Annotated in this window: 10 protein-coding genes; 6 read left to right on the forward strand and 4 right to left on the reverse strand. The window is 46.8% G+C overall.

The features are described from left to right. The first annotated feature begins 70 nt into the window (after positions 1–70). The 5 genes from AAC022_RS14420 (at position 71) to AAC022_RS14440 (ending at position 7,137) form a co-directional block, all read left to right on the forward strand. A complete protein-coding gene (locus AAC022_RS14420) occupies positions 71–826 on the forward strand; it encodes a hypothetical protein (RefSeq protein WP_339731976.1) in 756 nt (251 codons plus the stop codon). A 3-nt stretch (positions 827–829) separates the two neighbouring features. Then, positions 830–1,099 carry a hypothetical protein gene (locus tag AAC022_RS14425; RefSeq protein ID WP_339731978.1) on the forward strand — a complete coding sequence of 90 codons (270 nt, stop codon included), beginning with the start codon at positions 830–832 and terminating at the stop codon, positions 1,097–1,099. 1,109 nt (positions 1,100–2,208) lie between these two features. Then, complete coding sequence (locus tag AAC022_RS14430; RefSeq protein WP_339731980.1) at positions 2,209–3,360, forward strand: DUF4339 domain-containing protein; 1,152 nt, start codon at positions 2,209–2,211, stop codon at positions 3,358–3,360. Continuing rightward, positions 3,350–4,438 (forward strand): DUF1559 domain-containing protein, encoded by a 1,089-nt coding sequence (locus AAC022_RS14435; protein WP_339731983.1) that lies wholly within the window; start codon positions 3,350–3,352, stop codon positions 4,436–4,438. The genes AAC022_RS14430 and AAC022_RS14435 overlap by 11 nt, the downstream gene beginning before the upstream one ends. 110 nt (positions 4,439–4,548) lie before the next feature. Next, entirely contained in the window at positions 4,549–7,137 is a 2,589-nt protein-coding gene (locus AAC022_RS14440; protein ID WP_339731985.1) for a hypothetical protein, read from the forward strand. A 391-nt stretch (positions 7,138–7,528) separates the two neighbouring features. On the opposite strand, the gene AAC022_RS14445 is transcribed toward AAC022_RS14440, so the two are convergent. From AAC022_RS14445 to AAC022_RS14460, 4 genes are all read right to left on the reverse strand, one after another. Further along, positions 7,529–7,942 carry a response regulator gene (locus tag AAC022_RS14445; protein WP_339731986.1) on the reverse strand — a complete coding sequence of 138 codons (414 nt, stop codon included), beginning with the start codon at positions 7,940–7,942 and terminating at the stop codon, positions 7,529–7,531. A 67-nt stretch (positions 7,943–8,009) separates the two neighbouring features. Beyond that, a complete protein-coding gene (locus tag AAC022_RS14450) occupies positions 8,010–9,221 on the reverse strand; it encodes a response regulator (RefSeq protein WP_339731987.1) in 1,212 nt (403 codons plus the stop codon). An 86-nt stretch (positions 9,222–9,307) separates the two neighbouring features. After that, complete coding sequence (locus AAC022_RS14455; protein WP_339731988.1) at positions 9,308–10,795, reverse strand: ATP-binding protein; 1,488 nt, start codon at positions 10,793–10,795, stop codon at positions 9,308–9,310. Next, a complete protein-coding gene (locus AAC022_RS14460) occupies positions 10,783–12,711 on the reverse strand; it encodes a PAS domain-containing sensor histidine kinase (protein ID WP_339731989.1) in 1,929 nt (642 codons plus the stop codon). The genes AAC022_RS14455 and AAC022_RS14460 overlap by 13 nt, the downstream gene beginning before the upstream one ends. Positions 12,712–13,874: 1,163 nt before the next feature. On the opposite strand from AAC022_RS14460, the gene AAC022_RS14465 reads away from it, so the two are divergent. Next, positions 13,875–14,162: a hypothetical protein gene (locus AAC022_RS14465; protein WP_339731990.1), complete on the forward strand. Its 288-nt coding sequence runs from the start codon at positions 13,875–13,877 to the stop codon at positions 14,160–14,162. Positions 14,163–14,242: the final 80 nt, after the last annotated feature.

Raw genomic sequence — 14,242 nt, forward strand, 5'->3', positions numbered from 1 at the left:
TAACTGTCTGCTGAGACAGCGACTGAAGACTTCTCTGAAACCGGTAAATTAAGTACAGGAAATCTATCTAATGTATGCCGCAGAAAAAGATTTAGACAAACTGACGCAGTCTTATGAAAAAAAACGTTGGGATGAGGGAGTTTGTCTGACTCAATCACTGTTGAAACAGTTTCCTCACGATGGCCGCGTGTGGGAATTGAGTGGTCTGATTTTCCGGGAACTGACGAGTTATAAACTGGCTCAAGGCGCGCTGGAGACAGCCAACACTCTGATTCCCCTGTCAGACCAGGCACAGTTGGCGTTGGCCGATTGTTATCTGCACGTCGGACAGAGAGAACTAGCTGGTGAAATGCTGCAGTTTCTGTCGGAGAATGCAGGTATATCCTCGACATTGCAGTCAGAGGTCGAAGAACGACTTCAGAAGCTATCTGCCGCTGTTGACCCAAAAGATGACGGAGATCAATCAGCATACCACGGACCGAAACTGACAGCCGAACATCATTACAATCTGGCGCATTCGATGGGGCATCTGGGTTATCCCCCTGAATGTGTTGAACAGGAAATTCTCCGTGCGATTGAACTGGCGCCCGATTGTCTGGAGTACCGTATCGGCCTGGCAGGATTTCTCAGCCAGGTGCATCGTGCTGAAGAAGGATATCAATATGTGGCCAAGCTATCGTTGTTTGAAATTTCTCAGTTGCAGTGTGAATGCTGCCTGGAACGGCTGGTCAAGGTGTTTCATGCAGGCGGCGATCACTGCCGTCTGCTTGCCTGCATGGATCGAGTAGAGGAAGTAAAACGTGAACAGAGAAAAGGAAGTGTGTAACCAATGAAGAATTGTAAAAGTACCATTCTGACAGAACCTGTTCGGGGGACCTGTTATGTCAGAATGCAGAAAGGTATTGCAGACTATGAACAAATCCAGGGAAAAACAGGGCTAGTCCGTTCTGTGCGCTCTGATGGATTTCTGGAAGTCGACTTTTCCTGCTCTGGTGGTGAGTGTTGCGTGTTTCTGGATGCTTATCTCATGGAAGAATGTGTGCCTCCCAGGGAGAGGGAAATGAAATCAAATACATTGGCAGACCAAACTACAACCTGATCAAATAAACCGATGGAAGGCAGGTCTCAACCATGAATCTAGTCGAACTGATTGTGCTCCATGTGGTTCTCTTCTTCACCATCGGATTGCTTTTGGCTGCGTTACTATTACTGAACCGGATCGTTCAGTGGATTCGAGAGCGGCTTCGCTGTTCTAAGATGGTTCAGAAGGTGCAACAGACTCTGGTAATAAAACGACCTCGTCAGATCAGGAGTCACGCCAGCCACTGAAAAGCAGATCAGTTCTTATTCTCTGGTGGTGTAATGATTCTTCCGCGATCTGAATCTGTACGGAAAGATTTTCCAGATCGAGCTTGCCTGGTTCTTCGAAGTACAAACGGTTGCGATCAACAATTCTGTTCCCTTGTTACTGCGGAGTGTTCATCTGCGTGGGGTTCGGTGCTATCTGGTAGGATTTGTTTGCCGTTGGTTCGCTAACGGCGGCTTGCGCCGAGCCGCTCAGTTTCTATGAGCGTTCAGCTCTTTTTATATGGGGCTGCCCCTGCCGTTGAAGGGAATCCATGGGGCTTAATTTATTACTCCCTGTTGGTAATTCTTATTCTCTGCGGGGGCGTGGGTGAGGCAAGGGGAAATGAAAAATTTTGTGTGGCAAAGGAGTGCTGAGATGTGTGGATGTTGTGCAGATGTGTGTTGGGATTGGGGCGTTGTGTGCGGTTGTGTGTCGATACGGATCAGGTTTTTGACTCAACTTTTATTGAATCTTGCTGAAACGAGGGACTTTTGTAGTGCTGGTATTTGCAGTGCTTCCTGTTCTTCAGCTGAACCAGTAGTGTTCTCGCGCGCGACACACATGAGGGAGAATCATGGCGAACGGCGGGCAGGCGTCAAGTCGGAATATTTCAGTAGGATGAGTTAAAAAGGCGTCAGGAAGTGAGCAGGATGCACTCTCTTGAATTAATTTTGGATTCGATTCCAGGACCGCAGCAGAAACTCACCACGGTTCTCGACTTTTGTATTTCTATCTGGATATTGTGTTCACTGTTTGTGTACAATGACATGGTCTTGTCTGTGTTCAAAGGAAGAAGGATCAATTTAGATCAGAAGCTTACGATACGATCACTTTTTAGTTCAAGTGGATAGATACAGAAGATGGCGAGTGACTGGTACTACAAACAGGATGATCAGGAACGAGGGCCTTATGCATTTCGTGATCTGGTTGAAATGGTACGCGAGGACAAGTTATCACCCGAGACGCCTGTTCGTCCGCATTATCTAAACGAATGGCAGCGCGCTGATGCCATCGTTGGTTTGTTTCACATGGCGCGGCGGGATCCGGCGACTCTGCCTCCTGTTGAGAGTTCGGTTTCTGAGTCAGATGCTGAGTTAGCTGATGAAGTCGACCTGGATTCTTTTCTGGCTGATACTAATGAAACTGATCCAGAAGCCGAGACGAGTCTTCCGAATCAGGATGCAGATAAACCGGGATGGCTCAGGCGTCTGCTTTCATTAAGGAATAGCAAGATTCCCCCGGTTCCGGTCGATCCCCATCGCGAGATCGATGTCAATCTCAGTCGCCCCATGGCAGATCGTTCTGCTGTTGACTCTGATTTACAAACTGACTCTCTGCTGGAAGCGCCCCCTCTTGATGAGATTTCGATTGAAGAGACGGCCGCTGATGCGAACGGTGATGTTCCGACTGGTGCGTTTTCAGAAGAGACTTGGGCGTCGACGGTAAATGCAGCTGTTAAGCGTGTTGACGCACGCACCCCCAAGCAGGAAGAGATTCCTCCTCCCCGGCAGTTGGTACCCGCCGTGAGCCTTTCATTTCTGGAATCTCCTGTCGTTCGTAAGCTGATGTTTGCCTGTGCTTTGGTTCTGTGTGCCAGTGCCGGCATCTATGGGTTTGTCAGTTGGATGGGACAGGGAAAACTCTACTTTCCGCTGATCGGCGAAACCTCACCACTGCTGTTTCTTGTCTATTCCGCCTGCTCTTTTCTGTTAATCGCCATCCTGGGACCGTTACTCGCCTATATCGCTTCACCTTATTTGCGTCTTGGATACAAACTCGGTGCCGCCATGGTAACCGCGAGTATCACCGTGTTTTTTCTGTTAAACTGGTCGGAGCAACAGAACATGATTTTTCCTTCGCAAAAACCGACTGAAGTAAAACTGGTCTTCCCGCTCATGGGAGAATGCTCTGCGTTTTCCTACTGGATGTATTTTGTGGATGTTGTGATTTTTATCGCGGTTCTGACCTATTTTGCCGCCTGGTGGCTGGAGTCTCAAGCAGATGAAGTATAAATGTCGTTTAGCTGATATCGTTACGATTGCTCCGCTTAAAAAAACATTTCGCCAGAGGAATGGTTATACGATTATCGAACTGCTGGTCGTCACTGCGGTGATCAGTATTTTGATTGCACTGGCGTTGCCGGCTGTTCAGTCAGCACGTAACTCTGCCCGCCAACTGCAATGCTTAAACAACATGCGCAATGTGGGCCTTGGAATTATACAAGCGACCGACAGTGCCAATCGGTTTCCTGCCTGTGGGTATTATGGTGATGGAACGCCGGGTACCGTTGGTTCCTTTCGCAATTGGGTTGTAGAGATCCTCCCCTACATCGATCAATCGAATCTCTATAATCAATGGGATTTCGATAAACATTATCTGGACCCTCTAAATGCCCCTTTAGCAGAAACACATATTCCCGTCTTAACGTGTACCAGCGATATCAGCGTCGTCCCCGGACAGGGGAATCTATCTTACGTCGTCAACAGTGGTGTCGGCTTTTCTGCTCTCATCGGCGGCATTCACGATTGCCCGATTGGTCCCAAGAGTGGAAAGCTGGACCTGAACGGAAACGGGATTACCTGTAACTCCTCGACGAGTGGGGATGGAACGCCGTCTGATCGCGAACTGTTTTTTCAAATGGGACTCTTTTTTAACGAAACCTGGAAAGGAGAAATTCGTGCGAAACGCCATCATACCATGGCTGGTCTCACCGATGGTTCTTCCAATACGATTCTGATTTCTGAAAATATTCGCACAGGTTATAATCCCACCCGATCGCAATCCAACTGGGCCTCTCCCAATCCTTATCTGACCAGTTTTTATATCGGATACCCCTGTCGAAATGGGAGCTGCTCTGATGGAAATGTCGATTATAATCTCGCAAATTCCGGTACGAGTGCGATCAACGGAGGCCTGACGCAGCCTGAAGGGAGCGCTCCCTTTCCCAACTCATTCCACAGCGGTGGCGTTAATGCAGGATACTGTGACGGTCACTTCCAGTTTCTCTCTGAAAATATTGATGGAAAAGTTTATGCAGCGCTCATGAGCCCTCAGGGGCAAGTTTTGGATGGTTCGCCGTTAGCGCAATAAATATTTCAGGGATGCGAGGACTCGACGACGGACCATACCATTTGAATTTTGATGCTCTTGCTTGTTGGTGTAAAAATAGAACACAACATTTGATATGAGAAACGAAGCTTATGCCACTCACCTTTCCGCCAGCGATGATCTCCTCCCGTTTATTCCGTGTTATTGTTTTGCTGATGCTGATTGCGTCATTTTTCACCGATTCCCTTTTCGCGCAAAATGAACCGGATAAGGAAAAACCCCAAAAACCGGAGATCCAGAAAGCAATCCGTTCCAAAGCCCGCAAGCAGTTTGATCGGGTAGATACAAATAAAGATGGTGTGCTGGACGAGGCTGAGTATCTCAAGACGCTCAAGCCCGAACACCAAAAAATTGGCGGACGAGACTTTCTACTCTTCGACCAGAATCAAAACCAGCTGCTGGAGTATGGCGAATACCTCAGTGCTCCCGCCGTCCCCCTGGACGAGCGTCTGGTCCCAGACCCGGTTACGGATCGGGTGCAGCAGCTTCTGAACGCTCTACAACAACGTGTCAAGGTTTCGGACCGCAACGCCGACGACCAGTTCAGCGCGCAGGAGTTTCAGGAGGCCCGGTTCACAGCAACCATCCCTGGACTGGCACTCATATCCTTTACCGACTGGGACCGAGATCAGAATGAACAGATTTCCCAGCAGGAGATGCAGCTTCTGTTGGAAATTGCGTACGGTGTGCGGACCTTGGATGGCCAGCTGCTGCGGGAACCTGGGGGCCGCGTTGTGAACTGGATGCTATTCCGTCACCTGGATCTTGACCACAACAGCCAGTTGAGTGCGGCGGAACTCAAGCCCCGAATCAAAGATGCGCAGCTGCTTCAGGAACTCTTGAAGCAGGCCGACCAGAACAAGGATCAGCAGTTAAGTCTCGAAGAATGGAAGACGACAAAGCACTGCTGGATCGACCCGGTCTACTATTTCAAACGGATTGACAAAAATTTCGACGCCCGACTCGACTCTGGTGAACTGGCGAATGATGCCGGCTTCCACCGGGACCTGGCTCCCTATCTGATCCCGGCCTTTGACCGGGACGGAGACGGCGTGCTCACATTATATGAATACCTGAATACGCCGATCACCAACCCTGTTGTGAAATGGCATGTAGAGCGAAAAGATAAAAACAATGACGGCACCCTCTCGGTGGACGAGTTAGACTGGGGTATTGGACTATCGGCTCGCGCTCTTATCTTTGACTACTTCACTTTGCTTGATCGGAATCACAACCAGCGGCTTGATCAGCGGGAGTTTTTCTTCAACACCAATGCCAAAACACCACGCAAGCAGTTTGATCGGGCAGATAAAAACAATGATGGCGTACTGGATCAGACGGAATATCTGGCGACGCTCAAGCCTGAACATCAACAGATTGGCCGGCGGGACTTTCTGCTCTACGACCAGAATCAAAACCAACTGCTGGAGTATGGCGACTACCTCAGTGTGCCCGCCGTCCCCCTGGCTCAGCGTCTGGTCCCAGATCCGGTTACCGATCATGTGCAGGTGCTTCTGAGCGTTTTGACGCAGCATTTCAAAAAATGGGACCATAACGCCGACGGCCAGTGCAGTGTGGATGAGTTTAGGGACGCTCAGTCCATAGTGACCATTCCCGAACTGGCATTCGCATCTAAAATCAATTGGGACCGGGACCGGAATGGTCAGATTACCCAGAATGAAATGCGGCTGATGCTGGAAATCGCTTACGGTGTACGGACCCCGGATAGGCAGCTGCTGCGGGAACCTGGAGGCCGCGTTGTGAACTGGATGTTGTTCTGCCATCTGGATCTAAACCGCAACAGACGGCTGAGTGCGAGCGAACTCAAGTCCAAGTACAAAGACGGACAGCAGATTTTAAAGCAGGCTGACCAGAACAAGGATCAGCAGTTAAGTCTCGAAGAATGGAAGACGACAAAGCACTGCTGGATCGACCCGGTCTACTATTTCAAACGGATTGACAAAAATTTCGACGCCCGACTCGACTCTGGTGAACTGGCGAATGATGCCGGCTTCCACCGGGACCTGGCTCCCTATCTGATCCCGGCCTTTGACCGGGACGGAGACGGCGTGCTCACATTATATGAATACCTGAATACTCCGATCACCAATCCTGTAATAAAATGGCATGTAGAGCGAAAAGATAGAGACCATGACGGCGCCCTCTCGGTGAGTGAGTTCTACAGAGGCACGGGACTGACGGGCCGCTCCCTCATCTTTGACTACTTCACTCTGCTTGATCGGGATCACAACCAACGGCTCGATAAACAGGAGTTTTTCCTGCAGATAGATCTGGTCAAAGCACCCCGGGAAATTGTGTTTAAAGAGTTAGATCGTAACCAGGATCAAGGTCTGTCCTTTGATGAGATTTTCATCGCGACCAAAAATGTTATCAAACCCGGCGAGGGCATTCCGTACGAAACCGTTTTGTTGAATACAGAAAATGAATTTAAACAGTTAGATCTGGACCATGACAACCAGCTCAGTCTGGACGAGTTTCAAAAAGACCTGGCAGTGGTGATACTCCCTCCTTTTACCTACAACCCAAGATTAGCCAACGATCTCAGAAAAACAGTTCCCGCTGCAGAATCCAATTACACGATCCTGATTGTCATGGTTCTGAATATCATGCTGGTTGGATGCGTGGCCTTCTATTTCATCAGAGTCAAACTGAAAAAATGAACTGACACTTTTTTAGGCAATGTCAATTTGCACACATCAGTCCCTTCCGGTTTTACTGCGGAGTGTTCATCTGCGTGGGGCTGGTGCTATCTGGTAGGATTTGTTTGCCGTTGGTTCGCTAACGGCGGGCAGGCGTCAAGTCGGATTTATTCAGCAAGCCAAGATTGGAATGCACTATGTGGGCGTGATGGGACAACTACCAGACTGGATTTTTCCGGTTCCTGTCCTTTCTTGACGAGGAGTACTGAACCGTCGAGTGTTTTGACATCCTGATTAATGATCATGCCTGGTTTTTGTTGAGTGATTTTAGAATGCGTTCTGAATGCCCGAATGTATCTGCGGTGACTAACGAGAGCATTTCGGATAGTACGCGAATGCTGTCTTGTAATGTCTATGTCTGCAGTGTTTTCTGAGACGTTACCAGGCGATATTTCTCCAGCCCCGCTTCGATGGTTGATTGGATCAGTTCTCGTGTACATGGTTTTGTGAGAAACCGGAAGATTTGTCCTTCATTGACTGCATTTACGGCGGCCTCACACTCGTCGTCGCCTGTCATCATAATTCTAGAAGAATCAGGACTGATTTTGCAGACCTTTGAAAAGAACTCAATTCCATCCATTCCGGGCATGCAACGATCAGAAACAATGACTGCAAATGGTCCCTCACTATTTATCTTCTCTAATCCTTTGTCAGGACCCTCAGCTAAGGTGACATCAAAAATTTTACGGAATTGACGACGGACTGCCTCCAGAATTAATCTGTCATCATCGACAAATAGAATTTTTTCTGATTGACTACTTTTCATTTTGAATATCCCTTAATTGTTTCAGATTGTTGATAAAATGAAGACATCGTTTGTTAAGATCAAGGTCTCAGCTGACCGTTTCTTCAACGGGAGATAACTGTCGCCACTGATCGATTTTAGTCGTGAGCTCCAGTTTCTCTATTAGATCCTGGTCGAACGTCGGCACGATAGGATTCCCACTTTCTCCAGGTGTTTGTTCCTGAACGATGATGTTTGCTGCATAGACCGCCAGCGCTGGTGTCAATGTTTCCGACAGCAGCATTTGGGGTGAATGGTGGAATGTGACCGCTTCGACGACAGGCATGGGGAGTTTCCATAATCCGATCAGATAACCACTAACGTCAGCATGCGAAAACCCTTCAGACAAGAGTTCTGCTTCGGAAAATGTGATCATATCTGTTTTGGTGACTTTGATCGTTTTTATGACTAACTTCGGGAGTTCCGTGGCTAGTAACAGTTTTCCCAAATCATGCAGTAGCCCTGCGGTAAAAGCATGCTCTGCGAGGTCGGAGTCCCCCGTTTCACTGTACGCGATTTTCTTGGCCAGGGTGCCGCAGGCAACAGAATGATTCATGAGTTTCTTGAGAGAAAAGTCAGCAAGATTGACTGGTGGATGGTCATCAAAAATCCCGATGGAGAGTACAAGCGATTTTAAAGTCTCCATGCCTAATAAGGAAATTGCCTGAGAAATACTGGAGATCTCGCGTGCAATCCCAAAGTACGATGAATTGACGAGTTGCAATACCTTGGCAGACATTGCTGCATCTTGTTGAATTACATCAATCGCATCTTTGATTCCTGCGTTTTCCGATCTCGCAATATCACATATTTTCTGATACAGGTCTGGTAGACTTGGCAATCGAGTAATCTGTGATACTGCACGACGCACCAGTTTATGGTCTACGCGTTTTCGTAAACAAATGGAACGATGAATTTGATTTTGCAAAATGTTTGCATCACACGGTTTTGAAATATACTGATGTGTCACAGGAATCGCACGCAGGATGGCTTCTTTGTCTGATTGCCCGGAAAGAATCATGCGGACTGTGTCTGGATAGCTGGCTGCAATTCGATTTAATAGCTCTGCGCCATCCATTTGCGGCATGCGCATATCCGAGACAACGACATCAAACGGAGCTTGTTCAAAGAGTAACAATGCTTCCGCAGCACTGGGGGCGAAGTGGATTTCCCACTCCTTCCGCTTGCGATGCAGCATTCTGCGAATCCCATCCAGTACATTTGGCTCGTCGTCTACAAATAAAATACGAGGCAGACACATAATCAGCTTCCTTATATAAATTCCGAGTAAAGATCGAGGGTGTGAAGAAGGGCTCCCATCTGCCCCCGGTCAAGCTTAGATGTCAGTCATGATTCTGATTCGTCGAGTGCTAAGTAAATCCGAAAAGTTGTCCCCTCACCTTCAATCGAATCCACTTCAATTCGTCCCCCATGCTTTTCAACGACAATATTGTGAGTGATGGCTAGACCTTGCCCGGTTCCTTTACCAACTTCTTTTGTAGTAAAAAACGGGTCGAATATTTTCTTTTTCACCTCTTCAGGCATACCACAACCGGTATCACTGATTGATATGACCACATATTTCCCTTCCACTGCGGTCTGAACCTTAACGGTTCCCAATTCTTGAACCTGTTTTGCTTCAATCGCGTGTGCCGCATTGACAAAAAGATTGAGAAAGACCTGATTCAATTCATTGGGATATCCTCGCAAGGTGGGGATATTTCCAAAATCAGTTTCGACATTTGATACATATTTTATTTCATTACGAGCGACTGTCAGAGTGCTCTCGATTGCAGTATTGAGATCAAAGGCAATTGGCTGATCCAAAACTCCTCCTCCGTGAGAAAAATCTTTCATCGCTTTGACGATGGTTCGAACCCGTTCCACCCCATCTAAACTTTGTGAAGATGCGAGAGGAACTTCTTCCTTGATGTAATCGAGATCGAATTTCGATTCTGTGTCATGGATGCTCTCAATTTGCTCTAGATAGAGTCCTTCTTTTTCGAGGTCTGCAATCAATATTTGATAAGCAGCGAGGATTTCCATTGCATCCTCGAACATTTCAGAGCATGCCCGGATGTTATCACCCACGAATTGAACCGGAGTATTGATTTCATGTGCAATGCCGGCTGCGAGTTGACCCACAGATGCCAGTTTATCGACATGCAATAACGTTGCCTGAGCTTGCCGAAGTTCCTGGAGCGTTTGTTTTAATTCGCATGCATCACGGTCTTTTTCCTGAACGACGAGTTGAAGTTCTTTGGTCCGATCCAAAATAACCTCTTCCATCTCCTCCATGCGCAATTGGACTTGCCCAAACAGACGTCTTTTTTCACACATGGCAGCTGCCATTTGACAGAGTTCCGCGTTATCAAACGGCTTTTTCAGAATGAGTAATCGGTCACTTTGCCCTAATCGTTCAAATATTTCCTTCCAGGAATAGTCAGCGTAGGCAGTACAAATAATGATGTGTAAGTCTGGGTCCGCTTCCCAGATTTTCTCAATCGTTTGCAATCCATCCCAACCTGGAGGCATCCGCATGTCGACAAATGCTAAAGTGTAGGGGTTCTTTTCTTTTTGGGCTTTCAGGACCTTTTCATATCCTTCTTCACCCTGATAGGCAGAATCCAATTCATACAAAATCGTATCGTTCTGGCTTGGTTTGGCGTCATCAAACAAGACAGACGCAAGATCATCCAACTCTGAAAGCTCTTCATTTTTCGAAAAGATCTTTCTGAAATCATTGTGGATGGCGGCATTGTCATCAATTACCAGGATTTTATATTTTGTCACATCTGTAACAACTGCTTTCGATGTGTCTGTTAATGTAGACATACAGGTTCCTCTTCAGTTTTGAGTGGCAATATTACTGTGAAACGAGCTCCCTGCCCTTCCCCCTTACTAAAAACGGTAAGAGATCCACCCAGTTCCTTGGCAGCCAGAGCACTGCTATGCAAGCCAAAGCCGTGCCCACTATCTTTTGTGGTAAACCCATGCTGGAAAATCTTCGGCAAATCTTCTTCTAAAATTCCAATACCGTTATCTTCGACTTCTATTTTGACGTGTTCCTGTTCCACAGAACTCAGTCGAAGAATTAATTTCCGTTCTTTCTCACGAACGTCATATAATGCCTGTTTCGCGTTACTGATCAGATTCACTAGAATTTGCATCAATTTATGTCTGTCAGAATTGATCTGGGGAACATCGTCGTATTCACAAATTACATTCACTCGATGTCGACAGAGACTAGAGTCATTTGTTTTTAAAGCATTGCCAAGAATTTCAGAGACATCGATGATCTCAGCAGAACCAGAGACTTTCGCGTAAGATTGCTGCATTGTGACAATTTCTTTGATGTGTCCAATATTCGAGGAGAGCTCTGAAAGTTCTACCGAGATGGACTCATTTTTATCCACAAGATAATGAGATAATTTGGTGATGTATTCTGGTAAATGCTTACCCTTTGCATCTTGGGATATAAACTCTCCCAGATCTTCTCCATGGGATTGGATCAGTTCAGATACTTTTGTTAATCCTTTCACCTGGCTTGCCTTCAGTTTATCTTCAATCAGATTGACAGACACATTCACGCTATTAAGTACGTTTCCCACATTGTGCAGGACCCCTGTCGCGACTTCCGCCATCCCTGCTTGTCGAGTGGTATCCAGTAACTGAGCATACATCGCTTCATGTTTTTCTTCTGCTTCCTTGCGAAGGGAAATATCACGGATAATTCCTGTAAAGAGCGGGTCATTCTTACCCGGAATCATTGTCTTCCAGATGAGTATTTCAATCGGTATTGTTGTGCCATCTTTACGAAGCGCGGTTACTTCTCTCAATTGATTTGATAATTCTAAAGCGCTCCCCCCCTTGGCGCGGGACATGGCCTCATGATGTTGCTTCTGAAAGGTATCGGGAATGATTAATGAAATGTCATTTCCAATCAATTCTTCTGGCATCCACCCCAGGACGTCGTATGTCGATAGACTCGCCTCCTGAACAATTCCATTCGAATTCGTCGTGATCATGGGGTCTATTGTTGATGACATGATTTTTCTTAACGTATATTCACGTTCTTTTAATTCCTGCTCAACTTGACTTTTTTCAAGAATCTCCATGTCCAAACGTGCATTCGCCTCTGTGTATCGTGCGATCTGTTGATGAACCTCTTCATTGATTTTTGTATTTACTAACTCGAGATCAGCTTGTCTTTGACAAAGACTTTTATGTTCCTGGATTCCTCGAAGCGAAATACGAATCAGGAAGATGTCTTCAAAAATGACCCAGCCAGCATGCTCGATCCATCGAAGCGGACTTTCTGTACTGGTTCCAAAAGCTGATAGAGGCCACCAGACTCCTCGCACGAAATGATCAATCGCAACAACGGCCGTTGCCACGACGATCACCTTCCAGTCTCTGTAGCACGCTAAAAAAGCCAGGGATCCAAAAATATAAAAGTGGGTTTCAATTCGCCCCCCCGACAGGTGGATGATCAGCGCAGCATAGAGCATTTGAGAGATGGCAATGGCGATTCTCGTTGAGAATTGACCAGGTCGCAGGTAAACAAGCAGTAGAGGAAGCGAGATAACGATTCCTCCAAATAGAGTGGCCAGCCAAACATGAAAATGCACATAGGGAGTGACTCCGATCCAGGTGCGCGGAGAAATAAAGGTCGCGACTAAGATTGCTGCAAGCCACTGAATCACTAAGAACTTTGCAAAGAGATAATCAGTCTCTTTACAGAGGTTCAAATATTGCTCGGCAAAGAGCGATTTACCTCGTTCTTCGATTTGAGAGCTCGTTGTGATTGATGTCTCACTCATATTAGTTACTGGTCTAATTTTCGGGAGGTTTAATTACTTAAAAATTGGACAGCCAAAAACGGGGCATTCATAGCTTTCTTTGCTCTTGTTTCTCACAACCTTCGTAATCCATGTTCTGCCAATACTCTCGCCCTCATGCCCACGCCCTGCTGTAATACCACCACTAAAAACCAGTGTGCGATTCGTGTCGTATAACAGAACATGACCAGACGTTTTCGCATCAAAATTTTTGGCCCATGTCCCATCGATGTCATAGATCGTTTTCGAATGGGGGATTGATTGAGCACTCCCCATGATGTCAGTTTTTGACCACTGAATTGTTTTGTCTGATGGAAGGTAACAGAAAAATGTAGACGTTATGGATTTTGGACAACGTGATATGAGACGTTCTAATTCCCGAATGCTTGACCGAGAACAAGGACACTTGGGATGAATAAACATGAATAATTGATACTGGGTATTATTGAAGGAACTCGGCATTATTCTTGATAAAGAACGAGGCGGAGAACTCTTTTCTCCAGCATTGTTTGAATACCAGGCGATCAACGTGAACCCACCGAGAAGCGCGATGGACCACAAGAAACCAAGAACTAAAAGTAGTTTTGAGTTTTTATCTCGAATTAGATTGAGGGTTCTCAATTGATTACTCCCAACATTCTTTCATGCTGCTTATAAACTGATTGACTCTTCGAAAGTGAATCGATTTGGTTTGTACTTCTCACTCAGGATCGCACGAAGCCGTAAACAGCTCTAGGTGCCAATTGCGGAGACTGCCGTCTGGTTTAGTTCAGTTGATCGGAATTAAGAGTAATCCCTCAACCCTTCAAAGCGGGCTATTATGCTTCATTCATCGCGATAACAACTGAGTGCTAAAGACTTAACCAAGCTGGTTCAGTCCTAAGGGATCGCGTTGATTTGAGGGTTGATTTGCTACGTTTATTAAGATCTGGGATGAGGTAAAACACTCGTTTTGGCTGGGGGAACGATATTTTCCAGCACAAAACAAAACGGATGACAGTGTTCATTCTTTCTGAAGCAATTGGATATTCCGGTAGAGTATCAGGCTCAGTTGCGGTCAGGAATTCGTTTCCTTGTTACTGCGGAGTGTTCATCTGCGTGGGGTACGGGGCTATCTGGTAGGATTTGTTTGCCGTTGGTTTGCTAACGGCGGCGGACGCCGAGCCGCTCAGTTTTGGGGCGTGCATTTATTCTGGATCGTTCAGGAATGGGACGCTGTTCTGCGGGCGGACACATGGGGCTGCCTCGACCTCTTTTTTGCATCGGGAATCATTTCACTATTGGTTGTGATTTTGATTCTCTGCGGGGGCGTGGGTGAGGCAAGGGGAAATGGAAATTATCAAGCGACGAAGGAGTGTTGATATGTCTCGAAGTGGTGGTGATGAATGTCGAGGCCGGGGTGAAGTGCGGCGAAGTGGGTCGATAACTGAGGTGCACGTGA

The organism is uncultured Gimesia sp., from assembly GCF_963976445.1.
Lineage (GTDB): Bacteria > Planctomycetota > Planctomycetia > Planctomycetales > Planctomycetaceae > Gimesia.